The organism is Streptosporangium sp. CA-115845 (assembly GCF_050943795.1).
Classification (GTDB): domain Bacteria; phylum Actinomycetota; class Actinomycetes; order Streptosporangiales; family Streptosporangiaceae; genus Streptosporangium.
Genome location: NZ_CP191988.1, coordinates 1,474,084 through 1,492,906 on the forward strand (window position 1 = coordinate 1,474,084; position 18,823 = coordinate 1,492,906).

14 protein-coding genes are annotated in these 18,823 nt (G+C 70.7%); 10 read left to right on the forward strand and 4 right to left on the reverse strand.

The window, feature by feature from the left end; all coding sequences use genetic code 11:
• Positions 1–230 precede the first annotated feature (230 nt).
• Together ACQP0P_RS09125 and ACQP0P_RS09130 are read right to left on the reverse strand one after the other, a co-directional pair.
• Positions 231–1,832 carry an LCP family protein gene (locus ACQP0P_RS09125; RefSeq protein WP_433373493.1) on the reverse strand — a complete coding sequence of 534 codons (1,602 nt, stop codon included), beginning with the start codon at positions 1,830–1,832 and terminating at the stop codon, positions 231–233.
• 156 nt (positions 1,833–1,988) lie between these two features.
• Positions 1,989–3,452: a hypothetical protein gene (locus ACQP0P_RS09130; RefSeq protein WP_433373496.1), complete on the reverse strand. Its 1,464-nt coding sequence runs from the start codon at positions 3,450–3,452 to the stop codon at positions 1,989–1,991.
• A gap of 277 nt (positions 3,453–3,729) precedes the next feature.
• Here ACQP0P_RS09130 and ACQP0P_RS09135 point away from each other — a divergent pair, with 277 nt between their 5' ends.
• The 5 genes from ACQP0P_RS09135 to ACQP0P_RS09155 all read left to right on the forward strand — a co-directional run bounded on the left by ACQP0P_RS09135 (position 3,730) and on the right by ACQP0P_RS09155 (position 10,439).
• Entirely contained in the window at positions 3,730–6,006 is a 2,277-nt protein-coding gene (locus ACQP0P_RS09135; protein ID WP_433373499.1) for a hypothetical protein, read from the forward strand.
• Between the two features lie 236 nt (positions 6,007–6,242).
• A complete protein-coding gene (locus tag ACQP0P_RS09140; protein WP_433373502.1) occupies positions 6,243–7,169 on the forward strand; it encodes a permease-like cell division protein FtsX in 927 nt (308 codons plus the stop codon).
• A gap of 256 nt (positions 7,170–7,425) precedes the next feature.
• The gene (locus tag ACQP0P_RS09145) at positions 7,426–8,388 is read left to right on the forward strand and encodes a permease-like cell division protein FtsX (protein WP_433373505.1); all 963 of its coding nucleotides are present in this window, start codon (positions 7,426–7,428) and stop codon (positions 8,386–8,388) included.
• A gap of 86 nt (positions 8,389–8,474) precedes the next feature.
• Positions 8,475–9,368, forward strand: a complete 894-nt coding sequence (locus tag ACQP0P_RS09150) for a glycosyltransferase family 2 protein (protein WP_433373508.1) — start codon at positions 8,475–8,477, stop codon at positions 9,366–9,368.
• The gene (locus ACQP0P_RS09155) at positions 9,369–10,439 is read left to right on the forward strand and encodes a glycosyltransferase family 4 protein (protein WP_433373511.1); all 1,071 of its coding nucleotides are present in this window, start codon (positions 9,369–9,371) and stop codon (positions 10,437–10,439) included.
• A 13-nt stretch (positions 10,440–10,452) separates the two neighbouring features.
• On the opposite strand, the gene ACQP0P_RS09160 is transcribed toward ACQP0P_RS09155, so the two are convergent.
• Positions 10,453–11,394 (reverse strand): lysylphosphatidylglycerol synthase domain-containing protein, encoded by a 942-nt coding sequence (locus ACQP0P_RS09160; protein ID WP_433373514.1) that lies wholly within the window; start codon positions 11,392–11,394, stop codon positions 10,453–10,455.
• A 151-nt stretch (positions 11,395–11,545) separates the two neighbouring features.
• On the opposite strand from ACQP0P_RS09160, the gene ACQP0P_RS09165 reads away from it, so the two are divergent.
• The 4 genes from ACQP0P_RS09165 (at position 11,546) to ACQP0P_RS09180 (ending at position 15,661) form a co-directional block, all read left to right on the forward strand.
• Entirely contained in the window at positions 11,546–12,385 is an 840-nt protein-coding gene (locus ACQP0P_RS09165) for a methyltransferase domain-containing protein (RefSeq protein ID WP_433373516.1), read from the forward strand.
• A gap of 7 nt (positions 12,386–12,392) precedes the next feature.
• Positions 12,393–13,337, forward strand: a complete 945-nt coding sequence (locus tag ACQP0P_RS09170) for a lysylphosphatidylglycerol synthase domain-containing protein (RefSeq protein WP_433373519.1) — start codon at positions 12,393–12,395, stop codon at positions 13,335–13,337.
• Between the two features lie 90 nt (positions 13,338–13,427).
• Complete coding sequence (locus tag ACQP0P_RS09175; protein WP_433373521.1) at positions 13,428–14,549, forward strand: glycosyltransferase family 4 protein; 1,122 nt, start codon at positions 13,428–13,430, stop codon at positions 14,547–14,549.
• Between the two features lie 17 nt (positions 14,550–14,566).
• Entirely contained in the window at positions 14,567–15,661 is a 1,095-nt protein-coding gene (locus tag ACQP0P_RS09180; protein WP_433373524.1) for a sugar phosphate nucleotidyltransferase, read from the forward strand.
• Positions 15,662–15,733: 72 nt separating this feature from the next.
• On the opposite strand, the gene ACQP0P_RS09185 is transcribed toward ACQP0P_RS09180, so the two are convergent.
• Complete coding sequence (locus ACQP0P_RS09185; protein ID WP_433373526.1) at positions 15,734–15,934, reverse strand: hypothetical protein; 201 nt, start codon at positions 15,932–15,934, stop codon at positions 15,734–15,736.
• 246 nt (positions 15,935–16,180) lie between these two features.
• Here ACQP0P_RS09185 and ACQP0P_RS09190 point away from each other — a divergent pair, with 246 nt between their 5' ends.
• A complete protein-coding gene (locus ACQP0P_RS09190; protein ID WP_433381775.1) occupies positions 16,181–18,781 on the forward strand; it encodes a bifunctional FO biosynthesis protein CofGH in 2,601 nt (866 codons plus the stop codon).
• Positions 18,782–18,823 lie beyond the last annotated feature (42 nt).

The window sequence follows — 18,823 nt, forward strand, 5'->3', positions numbered from 1 at the left end:
CCGGGAACGGCGGGTGCTCGCCGTTCTCCCGGGCGGCGGCGCTCCGTTGCCCAGCGTTGGCTGTCCGGTTCGCCCGGCTTCGCCGTGACACCCGGCCGCCCGGACGCCGTGGCCTCGCCGCTCGGCCCGGTCACGAGATCCGGTCACGAGGCCCGGTCACGAGATCCGGTCGTGGCGTCCGGGCACGGTGCTCCGCCCGGACGCCCCCGCCCGCGTGCCGGGCGAGGAGGTCAGGTGCAGGGGTCGGTCTTGCTGTCGACGACCTTGTCCGTGAGGGCGTCCGGGATCTTGGGAAGGACCCGGACCCCCGGCCAGTCGGCACCGATGATCAGCTGGATGACCGGTCCGGTCGGGGTCTTGGCGCCGGAGGTGGGTTTGGGGGCGGTGGGCGGCGTGTACTTTTCGGTGGTGACCGGCTTGACCTTGCCCGCGACCGGGGTGCGCTTGTCGCCGGAGAGCCTGGCGGCCACCGCGTCGCCGTAGGCGGGGCCGTCCTCGGTGTCCTTCTTGGCGTAGCGCACCGTGGTGGTGGGCACGTTGCCGGTCGCCGGGCGGGCGTTGCCGACGTGGGTGACCACGAAACCCTGCTCCGCCAGCTCGTCGGCCACCTGCTTGGCCCGGCCCGGGGCGTCCGTGCCGTTGAACACCTGGAGCCTGACCTGCTCGCGGTTGACGGTCTTGACCTTGGTGTCGGGGGGTGGGGTGACCTCGGTGTCGTTCTTGATCGCGGCGAAGAGCTGGTCCGCGTACGGCTGCACCCAGGCGACCCGGTTCTTGTCGTCCGGGTGCGGGCCCCACGGGACGGTGATCAGCTTGACGCCGCTCGCGGTCAGCTTCTGGGCACTCTGCCCGATCTCCAGCAGGGTGCCGGTGTCCTTCGCCAGGTCCTCGTCCATCCGGACGGACTGGGCGGCGACTTTGATGAAGTTCTGCAGTTTGAAGGGGTCGGTCAGCAGCTCGCTGCTGGTGGCCTTCTTCACCACCTGGCTGAGGAAGACCTGCTGGCGCTTGATCCGGCCGATGTCGCTGCCGTCGCCGTAGTTGCGCAGCCGGACGTAGCCCAGTGCCTTCTCGCCCGCCAGCAGGTGCCAGCCGGCCGCGAGGGTGAGTTTGGACTTCTTGTCGTCGACCGGCTTGGTCAGGCAGATCCGGACACCGCCGAGGGCGTTCACGATGTTCTTGAAACCGGTGAAGTCGACCTCGACGAAGTGGTCGATCCGGATGTCGGTGAGCGACTCGATGGTGGAGATCGTGCAGGTGATGCCGCCCTCGTTGTAGGCGGCATTGATCATCTCGGTGCGGGCCGCCACCGGCGTGCCGGTTTCCGACGTGCAGGCGGGCATGGCGACCACCGAGTCGCGGGGGAAGCTGACGAACGTCGCCTTGTCACGGTCGGGTGCGATGTGCATGAGGATGATCGTGTCGGTGCGCTTGCCGTCGTGGGCCATCTTCTGGCCGTATTTCAGGTTGTCGCCCTCACGGGTGTCGGAGCCCACGATCAGCACGTTGAGCGCGCCCGTGGCGTTCACCGGCCGGTTGTTGCCCAGTTTGCCGGTGAGGCTGATCGTCTTGACCTCGCCGAGCGTGTCCCGGTAGACCTTGTAGCCGCCCAGGGTGCTGAGCACCAGCAGGCTGGTCGCCGCGATGCTCGCCCAGGCGCCGATGCCGAGCCGCTTCTGCTTGCGGCCCCTGCCCTTCGGCTGCGGCGGAGGTGCTGCCGGAAGCTGCTCAGAGGGAGGGCCCTCCCCGCCCGCACGCCGGGCCCCTCTGCGGCCGTGGGAGGCGGGTGCCGTCCGCTGGTCTTTCACGGAGGCCTGCCGGTGGTCGCTCATCCGATTCCCCTGCTTGGCGGCATCGTCCGGTTCTCGCGCAGCTCGCTCATCGCGCCCAGAGAGTAGATCACGAGGGGCGCGCCAGGAGCCGTGATGATGCGAACTTGGCCAAGACCGCCCCCTGCCAGCGCCGTGATGATCCGGCGGCCAGCATACTCAAATGCTGACATTTAGTGGAATGTTACTGAAATTAGGTTTACGTACGGCCAGGGCCGCCGCAAGGCAGGCGGCGGGTACGGCCGGCAGGACGTACCGGTAGTCGAACTCCGCCACCGCGGGCGGCATCGCGAGCAACACCACCGCCACCGACCAGGGCAGCACCCACGCCGTGGTGTCCGGGCGGAACCGCCGGACGCACGCCGCCGCGGGCGGCAGCAGCAGGATCACCAGCACCGCCGCGCCGGGCAGTCCGGCGACACCTTGGTAGGCGCGGATCCAGCCCGCGTACGGTTCGACGATCCGGGTGGTGATCGGACCCCGCTGGTAGCGCTCCGCGGCCTGGGCGCCCGCGGTCGCCGGGTAGCGTCCGGGCGGCGCGGGCGGCGTCGCGGGGAACAGGTAGTAGTCGTAGATCTCCTGATCCGGGTAGACCGGGCGGTCCACCGTGAACGAGCGGGCCAGCTCCGAGGCGACCGAGCCCAGGTAGTCCAGCGGCTGGCTCCGGATCGCCAGCGACGCGAACCGCCCGGCCAGCGCGTCGTTCCCGCGGCTGAAGGTGATGCCGGGCAGCTTGACCAGCGGTGAGTCCTGCGCCCAGACGTACTCCTGCGCGGGCGGGCGCAGGGCGGGCGGGCGGGGGTCGCAGAGCACCGCCAGGTCCGGTGGCGGGCGCATCACGTCGCAGTCGGCGAAGGTCATCGTCTTGGCGTAGAGGAAGACCCCGTTCGCGCCCACGATGCCGATCCGCTGGTACGTCGCGTGGAACCAGGCCCCGTACCCGAGGATCGGCACCGTGGCGGCGGCGATCATCACCCCCGCCGCGGCCACCCGGCCCCGCTGCTTGAAGATCAGCCAGCCCGCGAAGAGCGCGACCAGCGGCAGCCCGACGGTCCTGGTCAGCGTGGCCGCCGCGAGCAGCAGCCCGATCCCGCACGCGGTACGCCATCCGACGGATCGGCGCACGGCCAGGCAGACCGCCGAGAGGACCAGGACCGTGAACAGGGTGTCGGAGACCAGCAGATGTTCCAGCTCGATCTGGTAGGCGTCCAGCAGGGAGGGGACGGACGCGAGCGTCGCGGCCCAGGTGGGCGCCCCCAGCCGCCGCGCGGTGAGATAGACCAGCACGCCGGCACCCAGCCCCAGCAGGTGCTGGGCCAGCGCGACGAAGGCGAAGTCGTGGAACGGTTCGAGCAGTCGCAGGAACATCGGGTATCCGGCCGGGCGGACCAGGTCGGGCCGGGGCTTCAACGCGGTGACGACGTAGGTGTAGGAGTCGGGGAACCAGAGCGCGGGCCGGTAGCCGAGCATGGCGATCACCCGCAGCGCGGCCCCCACGCCCAACACGAGCAGGAACCAGCGGTGCTCGGAGAACCGGCGGCGGTCTGGGAACCACCGCCGGCCGGGGAGCCGGCGACGTTTCGGGAGCCCGCGAGGGGCGGGGGAGGAGCCGCCGTCGCTCATGCGGTGGTCACGAATCCCGGCCGGGTTCCGGCCGCCGCCCCGCCGGGGCCGCCGCGCGAGATCGCGGGTCGCCGGACCCGGCCGACACGCGTGGTCACCGTCCCCAGGGACCGGTGCCGCCACAGCCCCGCCCACCCGATCACTCTTCCCCCTTCTGACGCGCTGCGGGTACGCTACCGGCTTCCGCGCCAGGTGGGACGCCGGGCGGCACGGCACCGCCGTCCCGCGCGCCCGTGCCCGGCGCGGGTCTCGGTTGCCAGTACGCTCGGGTCGAGTCATGACCACCGGCTGGCTGGATCGTACGCGCAGGCCCTCGACGGGCCCCTCGGCGGGCAAGGTGCTCGCCGTGGTCTCGGTCGTGCCCGCGCTCGTCCTGGCGGGCTGGCTGCTGGCCGGGCTGCCGCTGCTGCTGCTCGGCTGGTTCCGGCCGCTCGCCGCGGTCCTGCTGGGCCTGCCGGCCGCCGCGCTGCTCTGCCGGTACGGTCTGCGGCGCCTGCCGGAGACCATCCCGGCGACGGCGTGGCAGGTCACCGGGGTGATCGCGGTCGCACTGGCCTCGGGAGTCTTCAACGGCCTGTTCCGCAGCGAGCAGCTGATCGTCCGACGCGACCCCGCCACCTACGCGCAGTACGGCATCTGGCTGGCCAGGCACGGCTCGCTGCCGGTGCCCTTCCAGGAGCAGGCCTTCGGCGGCCTCGACCCGGCGCTGCACTTCGACAGCGTGGGCTTCTACGGCTTCGACGGCGCGGTCGTGCCGCAGTTCATGCCGGGGGCGCCGATGCTGCACGCGGTGGGCGCCTGGCTCGGTGACGTCGCCGGGCTGCTGCTGGTGCCGCCGGTGCTGGGGGCGGCGGCGGTGCTGGTGCTCGCCGGGGTCGTCGCCCGGCTCGTCGGGGCCCGCTGGGCGCCTCTCGCCGCCCTGGTCTTCGCCGTCAGCCTGCCGATCCTCTACACCTCGCGGACCACCTTCAGCGAGATCCCGTCCCTGATCCTGCTCTTCGGCGGCCTCGCCCTGCTGTACGACGCCGAGGCCAGGCTCCGCTCCGGTGTCATCGGGCCCCCGCCGCCCGTGCCCTCCGGCACCGATCCGGCGGCGATCCGTTCCAGCACGGCCGGCGTCGGCGATCCGCCACTCGTGTCCTCGGGCCTCGATCCGGCGGCGATCCGTTCCGGTGTCGCCGGTGTCGATCATCCGCCGCCCGTGTCCTCGGGCACCGATCCGGCGGCGATCCGTTCCGCGCGGACCGGTGCGGCCCTGGCGGGGCTGGTGTTCGGGCTGGCCGTCATGGTCAGGATCGACGGGCTGCGCGACGTCCTTCCCGTGCTTGTCTACGCCGGGCTGCTCATCGCCGTCCGCCGGGCTGGGAACCGCGACGGAGGACGACTGGGCGTGCCGCTGCTCGGCGGGCTGGCGGTGGGGACCGGGCTGGGCTTCGCCGCCGCCTACCTGCTGTCGCGCCCCTACCTGAAATACCTGTCGGGCTCGCTCGTCCCGCTGCTGGCCATCTGCGGCGCGGTCGTGGTGCTCACCGTCGCGGTGGCGGCGCTCGCTCCCCGGCTCGCGGCGCCGCTGCGGCGTGCCGCCCGGATTCCGCGGCTGCCCGAGATCACCGGAGGCCTGGTCGTGCTGGCCGGGGCGGCCTTCGCGGCCCGGCCCTGGCTGCAGACCGTGATCCGGCCACCCGCCACCGTCGAGGACCGGCTGACCGCCGACTTCATCATGGGGGTGCAGCGGGTCAACGGCCTGCCGATCGACGGCTCCCGGCTCTACTACGAGAACTCGGCGTACTGGGTGATCTGGTACGTCGGGCTTCCCGCGGCACTGCTGGCCACCTTCGCCGCGGCGCTGCTCGCCCGCAGGCTGGTGCGGGGGACGGCTCCGGAGTGGCTGCTGCCACTGGCCGTCATCGCCTGGACCACGGCCACCACGCTCTACCGCCCCGGAATCACGCCCGACCAGCCGTGGGCCGCCCGGCGGCTGGTCCCCGTCGTCATCCCGGGCCTGATCCTGCTGGCCGTCTGGGGCCTCGGCTGGGTGCGGGACCGGGCGCGCGGGGCCGGGTACGGCCCACGTGCCCGCAGGGGTCTCGCCACCGCCGGCGCGGTTCTCCTCCTCGTCCCCGTGGCGTTCGTCTCGGGGGGAACCGCCTTCACTCCGATCGAGCGCGGCGAGCGCGCCGCGGTCGAGGCGCTGTGCGCGGCCCTGCCCGCGCGAGCCTCGGTGCTCGTCGTCGAGCGCGTCACCGCCGCCCGCTTCACCCAGCTCGTCCGGAGCAGCTGCGGCCTGCCCGCGGCCAGACTCACCCTCTACCGCACCAACGTTCCTCGGACGAGCGACGTCAGACGGCTGGTCACCCGGATCCGCGCGGCCGGTCGCGTCCCGGTCCTGCTGGCCGCCGAGGCCCGTCAGGTCTCCGGGTACGGCACCCCCGTCCACATCATGAACCTCCGCACCCGCCAGGACGAGCGCTCCCTCGTCGATCCCCCCGACGGCACCTGGTCGCTGGCCGCCGACGTCTGGATGACGGTTCCTCGTGAGGATCCGAGAACCTGAGAACTCGTGCCCGTCCCGGTGCCCACCCGGGGTCATGACGATCCGAGGCACAGCGAGCATCCTCATCTCGGACCCGGGTGACATCCGGGCAGCCGTCGTTTCCCGTCCGCTGGAGCATCCGCCGACGTAGGTGCCCAGATAGCCCGAGAGAACCCGCTTTATTGCTAGTGATCAAAGCCCAGGTTCCTGTGCCAGGATATTGGGCTAAATGCTGGATTATTGCGGCGGGTGACGCGTTGGATGCGACGGATCCGGTGATCGGCTCGGATGACCGGAACGATGTGTCCGACGTCGAAGAGCTGTCCTTCGGGGATCCGGAGCGGAGGACTCGCGCCTGGAAACGGGCCGGAGCCGGTCGTGCCCTGCTGGCCGGTGTGGCGGCCGTCGCCCTCATGCTCGGGATGGCCGGAAGCACGGATGGGTACGAGAACTCCGTCCGGGTGCTCCCACCACCGGACGGCCCCTGGCCCGAGGGGGCGACGTTCACCATCTCTCTCTGCAGGGACGACGACCCCTCCGGGAGGTGCCACAAGCGGGCGATCACTCCAGAGCAGAAGCGGGCACTTGAGGAGAGGTTGCGTGCGACGCCTGAGGTCGCAGAGGTGACATTCAGATCTCAGGAGACGGCGTGGGCGAACTTCGTGGACGAGAATGCCGACAACTGGGTTCTGACCTCTGCCATTCAGCCTGAGGACCTGCCGACATCGTTCAACGGCAGACTCCACCGCCGGGCCGACTTCCAGCTGTTCGCAACCATCGTGGAGAACGCGCCGGGTGTCTCCTACGGATACGTCCTCGGCCATAACTTCTGGGAGGATAAGGCGGATCTCTCCATCGGGTTGTGTGAAGCCGAGAACTCGGAAACCGAGAAGACGGAAGAGGCTTCCGACCCCTGTGCGGGCCGAGGTGCGGCCACGGAGGAAGAGAAGAAGGCCATCGAGACCAGGCTCACCGAGCTTGAAGGGGTCGAGCGTGTCTACTTCGAGGACGCCGCCCATGCTCGCCGGGCCTTCGAGTATCTCCTGATGGGCAAGCTCACCTCTAGCACTCTCCGTATTGTCATCATCTCGGAGAATTACCACGTCAAGCTTGCGGATCCGGCTGCCGCGCAGACGGTTGTCGACGCGGTCAAGGGCATGTCGGGCGTTGGCCGCGTCGAATAGGTGCCTGTCAACTGACGGAGCTGGGTCCTGTCCGATGGACCCCCGCCTCTCCTGATCGGATGTTCGGTTCAGTCGGTATGTGTATTGGTTTGCTGACGGGTGGCCTGATCATTGATGATCAGAGTGCGGGGATTCGTGTTGTGATGTTGGTGGAAATATCCGCTTAAGGCTGGGTGGCACATTGAACGTGACGGATCCGGCGGTCGGCTCGGGCGACGGAGGCGCCGGGATCCGCGGTGCGTGGGGCCTTGGCCGTGTGCCTTCTGGCAGGGCCGCCTTCGAGACCGAGGAGTCGTCTCTCGGGAGTCCGGGGTGGGGGTCTCGTGCCCGGAGGTGGGCCGGGGGACGTCGTGCCCTGCTGACCGGTGCGATGGTCGCCGCCGTGGTGCTCGGGGCGGTGGGGGGCGTCGGCTCGCCCATCCTGGAGGGCACCGCCAGGGGAGCCGCGTCTCCTGACGGACCGTGGCCCGGGAACAAGAAGGTGTCCCCACCGCCGGACGACTGGCCCCAGGGCGGTACGTTCGACGTCTTCCTGTGTAAGGATCAGGACCTTTTCGAGCAGTGCCGCAAGCGGGCGATCACGGCGAAACAGAGACGCGCGCTTGAGACGAGGCTGCGGGCGATGCCCGAGGTGGCGGAGGTGGAGTTCGAGTCCCAGGAGGAGGCGTACGCGAACTTCAGGGAGCAGAACGCCAACAACAAGGTGCTGCTCTCCGCCATCCAGCTGGAGGACATGCCGGAGTCGTTCAGGGGCAGGCTGCACCGATGGCGCGACCTGGCGCCGTTCGGCTCCGCCATGGACAAGGCGCCGGGCGTCGCCAACGTCATGACCTTCGGAGGGTTCTTCTGGGGGGGTAGAGCGGAGGTTGTCGTCTCGCTGTGCGGGCGCAAGGGGACGATCTTCGCCTGTAAGGGGCGGGGACCGGCCACGGCGCGGGAGCGGAAGGCCGTCGGGGCCAGGCTCGTCGCCCTGCGGGAGAGCGAGAGCGTCTACTTCGAGGACGTCGCCCACGCCCGCCGGGTGTTCGCATACGTGTGGGGGCAGAAGTCCAGCGACGCTCCTCTTCCCGAGAGCTACTACGTCAAGCTCGCGAATCCGGGGGATGCGCCGGTGGTCATCGACGCGGTGGAGGGTATGGCGGGCGTCGGATCGGCCAGGCGCTTTGACGAAGGTTCCTGGATGGGATTCGCCCAGGAACGCTCCGGGGAGCTGTCCTGAGAAGGTGAAGTGCGCTCGGTTGCCAGCCGGGCAGAGTATCCTCGCCCGTCGGAGAGCATGCCCGAGAGCCTGAGAGTGGATCAGCTGTGGACGCAACACCGTACGTGACCATCGTCCTGCCCTGTTACAACGAGCAGGACCACGTCATCGCCGAGGTCGAGCGCATCTGCGAGGCGATGGACCACAGTGGATACACCTACGAGCTCGTGGCGGTCGACGACTTCTCCACGGACGAGACCCTGGCCAGGCTGGAGGAGGCCGCGCCGAGGTTTCCGCACATGCGGATCAGGGCCTTCCACCGCAACGGCGGCTCCGGCACGGTGCGCAGGATCGGCACCCAGGAGGCGCGCGGCGAGATCGTCGTGTGGACCGACGCCGACATGACCTACCCGAACGAGCGCATCCCCGAGCTCATCCAGATCCTGGAGAAGGACCCGGCGATCGACCAGGTCGTGGGCGCGCGGACCAGTGAGGAGGGCTCGCACAAGTTCCTCCGGGTGCCGGCCAAGTGGTTCATCCGCAAGGTGGCCGAGCGGCTGGCCGGGCAGAAGATCCCCGACCTCAACAGCGGGCTGCGGGCGTTCCGCAAGTCGGTCGCCAAGCCCTACCTGCGACTGCTGCCGCCCGGCTTCTCCTGCGTCACCACGATCACGCTGTCGTTCCTGTCGAACCAGCACGACGTCTACTACCTGCCGATCGGCTACAGCAAGCGGGCCGGCACGTCGAAGTTCAGCTTCGTCTCCGACGCCTACCGCTACATCCTGCAGGTGCTGCGGATGGTCATGTACTTCAACCCGCTCAAGGTCCTCATGCCGCCCGCGCTCTGGCTGGTCGGCATCGGCCTGGTCAAGGGCGTCGTCGACATCGTCCGCTACGGGTTCTACCTGACCAGCAACACCATTGTGATCTTCATCTCCGGCCTGCTCATCGGCTCGCTGGCGCTGCTGGCCGACCTCATCGTGCGCTCCAGGAGCGAGTAGATGCGGATCGTCGTCGTCGGGCCGACGTACCCCTACAAGGGCGGCGGCGCCGCGCACACCACGGAGCTGGCCCATCGGCTGGGAGCGGCCGGGCACGACGTGGTGATCGAGTCGTGGCGGGCGCAGTACCCCTCCTTCCTGTATCCGGGCCAGCAGACCGTCGACATCCCCGACGGCGAGCCGTTCCCGCACGTCCGGCGCGACCTCGACTGGCGCCGGCCGGACAGCTGGGTCCGCGCCGGACGACGGCTGCGGAGCGCCGACCTGGTCGTCCTCGCCGTCCTCAGCCCGGTGCAGGTCCCGCCCTACCTGGGCATCCTCTCCGGCCTGGGGCGCCGGACCCGGGTCGTGGCGCTCTGCCACAACGTCCTGCCGCACGAGCGCAAGCCGTACGACACGCCGCTGATGAAGGCGCTGCTGCGCAGGGTGGACGCGGTGCTCGTGCACTCCGAGCGGCAGGCCGCGCAGGCCCGCGAGCTGACCGCCGCGCCCGTGCGGGTGGCCGAGATGGCCCCGCATCTGCCGTCGGGAAACGCGGGGCGCGGTCCCGTGGCAGGCGTGCACGACCGGCTGCTGTTCTTCGGCCTCGTCCGGCCCTACAAGGGGCTTGACCTGCTCGTCCGCGCGCTGCCCGAGGGCGTGTCGCTGCGGGTGGCCGGGGAGTTCTGGGGCGGTCAGGAGGAGGCGACGAGGGCGCTGGTCGCCGAGCTCGGGCTGACCGGACGGGTGGAGCTGCGGCCCGGCTACGTGCCCGCGGCGGACGTGCCGGAGCTGTTCGCGGACGTGGACGCGCTGGTGCTGCCCTACCGGAGCGGGACGGCCAGCCAGCAGGTGTGGTTCGGCCACGAGCACGGGGTGCCGGTGATCGCCAGCCGGGCGGGCACGCTCGGCGACCACGTCACCGACGGGGTGGACGGGCTGCTGGTCGAGCCGGGTTCGGTGGAGGAACTGCGCGCCGCGCTGGCCGCGTTCTACCGCCCCGGCGAGCCCGAGCGGCTCCGCGCCGGGGTCAAGGCGGTCGACCCCGAGCCGTACTGGACCGCCTACGTCGAGGCGCTGGTCTCTCGCTGAGCCGGGCCGGGGCTCAGGCGGTACCCTCTCGTGCCGCCACGGGCTCCCCGGCGGTGCCAAAGGCCCTGCCCCACAGGAAGCCGATTCCGGCCCAGCTCACGTCGGCGAGGGTGAACATCACCCTGGACACCACCGCGGCCACCAGCGCCCTGGGCGAGTCGAGCACCGGAGCCAGGGCGAGCACCATCGCCCCCTCGCGGACGCCGATCCCGGCGGGGACGACCACGGTGAGGATGCCCGTCGCCCAGGCCAGCGCGTACGCGCCGGTCGCCACCAGGTACAGGGAGTCGCCGGAGGCGCCCAGGTCCGCCATGGGGAGCAGCAGGTGCGGGCCGTAGGTCAGCCAGCCGGCCACGGTGAGGGCCACCGCGGTGAGCACGGCACGGCCGCTGAGCAGCCGGCCCTGCCCGAGCGGTTCCTGGCGGGCGATCCGCATGGCCAGGTTGAGGCCGAAGGTGAGCACCCCGGGGTGCAGGCAGACGGCGATGACGGGGATCAGCGCCAGCAGGTACCACGCCTGGGTCATGGTCTCGCGCAGGGTCACCGCCGCCACGGCGAGGGCGCAGCCGAGGGAGATCAGCACCGACAGGGTGATGGAGCCGAACATGCGCCGGGGCGGGACGCGGTGGTCGCGGCCGAGCTCGATCATCGCGGCGTACGCCCAGACGCTGCCCGGCACGTACTTGCCGAGCTGGCCGATGAAGAAGATCCTCGCGGTGATCCCGAGGGGCAGCGGGGAGCCCATTCCGGCCAGCAGCGCCCGCCAGGCCAGCACCATGAGACCGATCCCGGCCATCACCGACAGATAGGACCCGGCGAGCGACCACCAGGAGAGCTGCGAGATCGCGGCCACGGTCTCGTCGCGGTTCCTGGCCAGTCCGTAGCCGAGGAAACCCACCGCGACCAGCGCGAGTAGCACCCGGAGCAGGCGGCTTGACCGCAGTCGGCTGAGCATCCGCCAAGGGTACGACGCTCTTCTTACTCGGCGGTAGGGTCGCCGGTCACCGGTACTCTTGGGCGGCGTGCTGGAGCGTCCGGGGGCGTCGTGCGCGGTCCGGCACCAGCCCCGGCAGCACGCGACAGGGAAGAGGAGCGGTGAGCGAGTGATGAGCGCCGAGCGGGTCGCGCAGCTTGAGTACTCCGAGTTCCAGGCGGCGATGCTGGACGAGGAGAAGCGCCGCAGGAAGGCCGCGAAGATCGTCGCGGTGCTCGGGCACTTTCTCGGCAGGGAACAGGACGTTCTCGCCGGTCTGACCGTCGCCGACATCGGCTGCTCGGCGGGGTTCATCGCCGACGAGCTGGCCGCGGCGGGCGCGAGCCGGACGTTCGGCGTCGACATCGACGTGCCGGGCCTGCGCAAGGCGGCCCAGCGGTTCGGCGAGCGGGTCGAGTTCGTCTGCGCCGACGGCACCGCGCTGCCCTTCCCCGACGGTTCGATCGACGTACTGGTCTTCAACCACATCTACGAGCACGTGGTCGACCCGGACGCGATCATGGCCGAGATGCGCCGGGTGCTCTCCGCGGACGGTGTCCTCTATCTCGGGCTGGGCAACCGGCTCGGCGTGATGGAGCCGCACTACAAGCTGCCGTTCCTGTCCTACCTGCCGCCCGCGGCGGCCGACCGCTACGTGCGGCTCTTCGGCCGGGCCGACAGCTACTACGAGCGCTATCGCACCCGGCGCGGCCTGCGCAAGATGGTGCGCGGCCTGCGGGTGTGGGACTACACCTTCCCTGTGCTCGCCACTCCGGCGGCGTTCGCGGGCGACGAGCTCTTCGGCGGTGTGGCGGGGCGGGTGGCTGGTGGCGTGCTGTCGCGGCTGCCCCGCCCGGTGCTGCGTGCCCTGCTGCCCGTGGTGCCCACCTACCTGTGGGTGGCGACCAGGGGGGAGCGCCGCCCGGCCGGGCGGTCGCTGCCGCAGCCGCCCGAGCCGGTACGTCCCCTGTGAGCCTGCGGTGAGCGAGGCGTCCACCCTGAGACGGCTGGCCCGTGTCGCCTTCCTGCTCCTCGCGCTCGGGTTCGGCACCTGGGTGGTGCTGAGCCAGTGGGACGACATCCGCGCGGGGTTCGCCCGGCTGTCCGTGCTGTCGCTCGTGTTGTCGCTGGTGGCGGTGCTCGCCGCGCTGTGCGGCGGGATGATGACCTGGCGGGCGCTGCTGGCCGACCTGGGCTCGCCGCTGCCGCTGCGCGCGGGGGCGAGGGTCTTCTTCGTGGGCCAGCTCGGTAAGTACATCCCCGGTTCGCTCTGGCCGGTGATCGCTCAGATGGAGATGGGGCGCGAGCTGGGCGTTCCCCGGTCGCGCAGTGCGGCGGCGTTCTTCCTGACGCTGCCGGTGCAGCTCGGCAGCGGTCTGGTGGTCTCGGGGGTGACGCTGCTGGCGGCCCAGCCGGGGGCGGCCGCGCCGTACGCCTGGGCGTTCCTGCTGATCCCCGTGCTCGCGGTGGCCTTCGAGCCGAGGGTGGTCAACGCGGTCCTCGGGTTCGGGCTGCGCAAGCTGAGGCGCGAGCCGCTGGAGCGTCCCCTCACCCGCAGGGGCATGCTCACCGCGCTGGGCTGGGCACTGGGCGGCTGGATCGCGTACGGGCTGCACCTGGCGGCGATCGTGCACGACCTCGGCCCCTCCGGGTTCTCCGCGGTCCTGTTCTCCATCGGCGCGTTCGCCCTGTCGTGGTGCCTGGGGATCATGACGTTCGTCGTCCCGGCGGGGGCGGGCGTGCGGGAGGTGGCCATGGTGGCCGTCCTGGCGCCCGTCCTGGACCGGGGGTCGGCCATAGCGGCGGCGCTCTGCTCCCGGATTGTGATCATTCTTGGCGATCTCGTCTGCGCGGGTCTCGCGGGTCTGGCCGCGCGCCGCGCCACGGCTTCCAATAAGGACCACGCTTCGGGAAAAGCCGTGTGATTTCCCCCATGATTTCGGAGACTCTGGCAATAGAGTGAACGGAGGAGGGGGACGGCCGTCCCATGTGAATCATGAGGGGAGCGATCCTTCTTGACGCCTAGAGTGCTCGTCGACGCGGCCGCGGTTCCGGCCGATCGCGGTGCGCTGATCAGGTACGTCGATGGACTCGTCGCCGCGCTGGACAGGGCGGGCGCTGATCTCGTGGTCGTCTGCCAGCGCGCCGACGCTGCCCGATATGCCGGACTGGCGCCCTCCGCACTGATCGTGCCGGGGCCTCACGGAATCACCAACAGGGCCGCCCGCCTGACCTGGGAGCAGACGGGGCTGCCCTTCCTCGCCCGGCAGGTCGCCGCCCAGGTCATCCACGCCCCCTACTACTCGATTCCGCTGAGCTCGGGCCTGCCGACCGTGGCGACGGTGCACGATCTCACCTGCTTCACCGAGCCCCTGCAGCACGACGCGGTCAAGGCGGCGTTCTTCCGCGCGGCGACCCGCACGGCGGTCCGGCACGCCACCCGGGTGATCGTGCCCTCCAAGGCGACCAGGGACGAGCTGATCAGGTTGCTCTCGGCCGACCCGACCCGCATCGACGTCGCCTACCACGGTGTCGATCCGGCGCTGTTCCATCCGCCGTCCGAGCGCGAGGTCAAGCACGCCTCCGACCGGCTCGGCCTGCACGGCACCCCCTACGTGGCCTTCCTCGGCCCGCTGGAGCCCCGCAAGAACGTGCCGAACCTGATCCGCGGCTTCGTGCGCGCGGTCGAGGACATCTCCCACCCGCCCGCCCTGGTGCTCGCCGGGGGCGTCCGCGACGTCGAGGTGGACGCCGCGGTGGAGCAGGTCCCCTCGACGGTGCGGGTGCTCCGTCCCGGCTTCCTGTCCTTTGCCGACCTGTGCGGTTTCCTCGGTGGGGCGGTGGTCGCGGCCTTTCCCTCGCGGGGTGAGGGCTTCGGGCTGCCGGTGCTGGAGGCCATGGCCTGCGGCGCGCCGGTGCTCACCACGCACCGTACCTCGCTGCCGGAGGTGGGGGGCGACGCGGTCGCCTACACCGAGCCGGACGCCGAGAGCATCGCCGCGGCGCTGCGCACGCTGCTCTCCTCACCCGAGCGCAGGGACGTGCTGTCCGCGGCGGGTATCGCCCGTGCCAAGGAGTTCACCTGGGACGCCTCGGCCGAGGCACACCTGCTCTCTTACCAGCGCGCGGCCGAATAGTGAGTTAACCTCGCGGCATGATGGAGACCCCTTTGTCGGACCTAGAGGCGATTCTCCTTGTCGGTGGACGAGGGACGCGCCTGCGTCCGTTGACGCTGGACACCCCGAAACCCCTGTTGCCCACGGCGGGAGTTCCCTTCCTCTCCCACCAGCTCGCCCGTGCCAGGGCCTTCGGCGTGCGACGCATCGTGTTCGCCACCTCCTACCGGGCGGAGATGTTCTCCGAGGCGTTCGGGAACGGCGAGGCGTTCGGCCTCGAACTCGAGTACATGACGGAGGAGGAGCCGCTCGGCACCGGCGGGGCCATCCGCAATGCCGCCAAGGCGCTGACCTGCGGCCCCGGCGATCCGGTGCTGGTGCTGAACGGCGACATCCTGTCCGGTCACGACATCGGCGACCAGATCGCGACGCATGTCGCGCGGGGGGCGGCCCTCACCCTGCACCTGACCGAGGTGGACGACCCCTCGCGCTTCGGCTGCGTGCCGACCGACGACGACGGGAGGGTGACCGCCTTCCTGGAGAAGACCCCGAACCCGGTCACCAACCGGATCAACGCCGGATGTTACGTCTTCACCCGCTCGGTGATCGACGCGATCCCGGAGGGGCAGGTCGTCTCGGTCGAGCGCGAGACCTTCCCCGGCCTGATCGAGGACGGCGCCCTGGTGCTCGGCTACGCCGACGCGTCCTACTGGCTCGACGTGGGTACGCCCGCCGCCTTCGTGCAGGGCTCCCGCGACCTGGTCCTCGGCCGGCTCGCCTCGCCCGCGCTGCCAGGGCCCACCGGTGACTTCCTCGCGCTGCCCGGTGCCATGATCTCGCCCGAGGCCAAGGTGTCCGGCGGTTCCGTGATCGGCGCCCGCGCGATCGTGGAGTCGGGGGCGCAGGTCGGTGGCAGCGTGCTCGGAGACGACTGCATCGTGCACTCGGGCGCGGTCGTGGTCGACTCGGTGATCGGCATCGGCGCGCGGGTCGACTGTGGAGCGGTCCTGAGGGATGTGGTCGTCGGCGACGGCGCCGTGGTCGGTCCCGGGAACGAACTGCTCGCGGGCAGCCGGGTCTGGCCCGGTGTGGTGCTCCCCGAGTCCGCGATCCGCTTCTCCAGCGACATCTGACCGGCCCCGCCGTACGGCGGATCGGTCGCGGTCGGCACGGGCCGCGTCCGGTGGGGCTTTCCAGGCGCAGGGTCAGCCGGCCGCCGGGGTCGGGCGGTGCGCGGCCATCCGCTCGCGGGCCGCGGCCGCCCGCGCGTGACCGGAGGTCGTGCTGAGCGCACCCTCGTCGGGGGAGGGTTCTCGGTGATGCCAGTCGAGGCTGTCACGGGTGTCGGCGCCCACCAGCGGGGCGAGAACGGCGACGGCGACAAGGGCGAGGAAGAACCAGAACATCTTCGGCTCCTGGGGGTGGGGTCCGAGGTGGGGCCTCGGAGGAGGGCCGGGGATCTTCGTGACTGCGAAGGCTCCGGCTGACATGTCTAATTTATGTATCTGCAAGCATTTATGTCTATCGAGATCTGCTTGTGGTGAGTCTTTAGTGAATCTGAAGTGTCGGATCGGGGTCCGGTACCCGCCACCGGGCAGGTGGGCGTCGCGCCGTACTGTGACGTCATGAGTCCCAACCCCACCGACAACGCGATGCGCCGGGCTCTGGCCAGGGCGCGCGATGGCAGAACTCTTGATCTTGCCGAGGCCACAGTCCTGTTGCACGCCCGGGACACACATCTGGAGACCCTCCTTGACCACGCGGGGAGGGTCAGGGACGCGGGTCTGGAGGCGGTCGGACGACAGGGGATCATCACCTACAGCCGCAAGGTCTTCATCCCCCTGACGAGGCTCTGCCGGGACCGCTGCGGATACTGCACGTTCGCCACCGCCCCGCACAAGCTGGAGAGCCTGTTCCTGAGCCCCGACGAGGTGCTGGAGATCGCCGCGCAGGGGGCGGCCATGGGATGCAAGGAAGCGTTGTTCACCCTGGGGGACCGGCCGGAGGACCGCTGGCACCAGGCCCGCGAGTGGCTGGACGCGCACGGCTACGACGACACGCTCTCCTACGTCCGCGCGATGGCCGTGCGGGTGCTTGAGGAGACCGGGCTGCTGCCGCACCTGAACCCGGGCGTCATGACCTGGCGGGACCTGCAGCGCCTCAAGCCGGTCGCGCCCTCCATGGGCATGATGCTGGAGACGACCTCGCGGCGGCTCTTCGAGGAGAAGGGGCAGCCGCACTACGGCTCACCCGACAAGGACCCCGCCGTGCGGCTGCGCGTGCTGGAGGACGCCGGGCGGACGAACGTGCCGTTCACCAGCGGCATCCTCATCGGCATCGGGGAGACGGTCGCCGAGCGCGCCGAGTCGCTGTTCGCGCTGCGCAAGGTGGCGCGCGAGTACGGCGGCATCCAGGAGATCATCGTCCAGAACTTCCGCGCCAAGCCGGACACCGCGATGCGCGGCATGCCCGACGCGGACCTGCAGGAACTGGCCGCCACCATCGCGGTGACCCGGCTGGTGCTGGGGCCGAAGACGAGGGTGCAGGCTCCGCCGAACCTGGTCGACTCCGAGTACGAGCTGATGATCAGGGCGGGCATCGACGACTGGGGCGGTGTCTCGCCGTTGACGCCCGACCATGTCAACCCCGAGCGCCCCTGGCCGCAGATCGACGACCTCGCCGCCCGCACCGCCGCCGCCGGGTTCACGCTGCGCGAGCGGTTGACCATCTATCCCGAGTTCGTGCTGGCGGGGGAGCCCTGGCTGGACCCGAGGCTCAACGCGCACGTGGCCGCCCTGGCGGACCCCGGCACCGGCCTCGCCCGCGAGGACGCGGTCGTGACCGGCCGCCCCTGGCAGGAGCCCGACGGGGGCTTCGCCTCCCTGGGCCGCGTCGACCTGCACACGGCGGTCGACACCGAGGGCCGTACCGCCGACCGTCGTGACGACTTCGACCACGTCTACGGAGACTGGGAGGCGCTGCGGGAGCGCCTGCCCGCCGCGGAGGGCACCACCGGGCGCGGCGGCGCCGTCAGCGGCGATGTGCGGGAGGCGCTGCGGCAGGCCGAACGCGACCCGGCGGGGCTGAGCGACGCCCAGGCACTCGTCCTCCTCGACCTCGCCGGAGACCCGTCGGGCGCCGGTGCCGACGACGCCGCGCTGGACGAGCTCTGCCGGATCGCCGACGGCCTGCGCAGGGAGGCGGTCGGTGACGACGTCACCTACGTGGTGAACAGGAACATCAACTTCACGAACGTCTGCTACACGGGCTGCCGCTTCTGCGCCTTCGCGCAGCGCCGCACCGATGCCGACGCCTACACCCTCTCGCTGGAGCAGGTCGCCGACCGCGCCTGGGAAGGATGGCAGGCAGGGGCGACCGAGGTGTGCATGCAGGGGGGCATCCACCCCGACCTGCCCGGCACCGCGTACTTCGACATCGCCAAGGCGGTCAAGGCCAGGGTGCCCCAGATGCACGTCCACGCGTTCTCACCGATGGAGGTCATCAACGGGGCCAGCCGCACCAACCTGTCCATCGAGGACTGGCTGGTCGCCGCCAGGGAGGCGGGCGTCGACTCGCTGCCGGGCACCGCGGCGGAGATCCTCGACGACGACGTCCGCTGGGTGCTGACCAAGGGCAAGCTGCCCACCGCCGAGTGGGTCGAGGTCATCTCCACCGCGCACCGGGTCGGCATTCCGACGACCTCCACGATGATGTACGGCCACGTCGACAACCACGCGCACTGGGTGCAGCACATCCGGCTGATCCGCCGCATGCAGGAGGAGACCGGCGGGTTCTCCGAGTTCGTGCTGCTGCCGTTCGTCCACCACAGCGCGCCCATCTACCTGGCGGGGATCGCCCGCCCGGGGCCGACGGCGCGGGAGAACCGGGCGGTGCACGCGCTGGCCCGCGTCCTGCTGCACGGCGCGATCGCCAACATCCAGTGCTCCTGGGTGAAGCTCCAGGATGGGCTCTGCCGCGAGGTGCTCATGGGCGGGGTCAACGACCTCGGCGGCACGCTGATGGAGGAGACGATCAGCAGGATGGCCGGGTCGGAGAACGGCTCCTTCAAGACGATCAGCGAGATCGAGGCCATGGTCGCCCCGACCGGGCGGCCGATCCGGCAGCGGACCACCTCCTACGGCGTGCCCGACGCCGAGCGGCTGGCCGCGGCCAGGGCGAGCGACGGGGTCTGCCGGAGCGTCCGCCCCAACGCCCTTCCACTGCTCCCGCTGGAGGCGTCGACAAAGTTATAACAAGTTCTATATTTGCTTGCCCTCCGTGAGGGGTTCATTGAC

Bases quoted from the DNA above. Each gene is read 5' to 3' on its own strand.
- ACQP0P_RS09125 (WP_433373493.1), bottom strand. From the start codon at position 1,832: ATGAGCGACCACCGGCAGGCCTCCGTGAAAGACCAGCGGACGGCACCC.
- ACQP0P_RS09130 (WP_433373496.1), bottom strand. From the start codon at position 3,452: ATGAGCGACGGCGGCTCCTCCCCCGCCCCTCGCGGGCTCCCGAAACGT.
- ACQP0P_RS09135 (WP_433373499.1), top strand. From the start codon at position 3,730: ATGACCACCGGCTGGCTGGATCGTACGCGCAGGCCCTCGACGGGCCCC.
- ACQP0P_RS09155 (WP_433373511.1), top strand. From the start codon at position 9,369: ATGCGGATCGTCGTCGTCGGGCCGACGTACCCCTACAAGGGCGGCGGC.
- ACQP0P_RS09160 (WP_433373514.1), bottom strand. From the start codon at position 11,394: ATGCTCAGCCGACTGCGGTCAAGCCGCCTGCTCCGGGTGCTACTCGCG.
- ACQP0P_RS09165 (WP_433373516.1), top strand. From the start codon at position 11,546: ATGAGCGCCGAGCGGGTCGCGCAGCTTGAGTACTCCGAGTTCCAGGCG.
- ACQP0P_RS09180 (WP_433373524.1), top strand. From the start codon at position 14,567: ATGATGGAGACCCCTTTGTCGGACCTAGAGGCGATTCTCCTTGTCGGT.
- ACQP0P_RS09185 (WP_433373526.1), bottom strand. From the start codon at position 15,934: ATGTTCTGGTTCTTCCTCGCCCTTGTCGCCGTCGCCGTTCTCGCCCCG.
- ACQP0P_RS09190 (WP_433381775.1), top strand. From the start codon at position 16,181: ATGCGCCGGGCTCTGGCCAGGGCGCGCGATGGCAGAACTCTTGATCTT.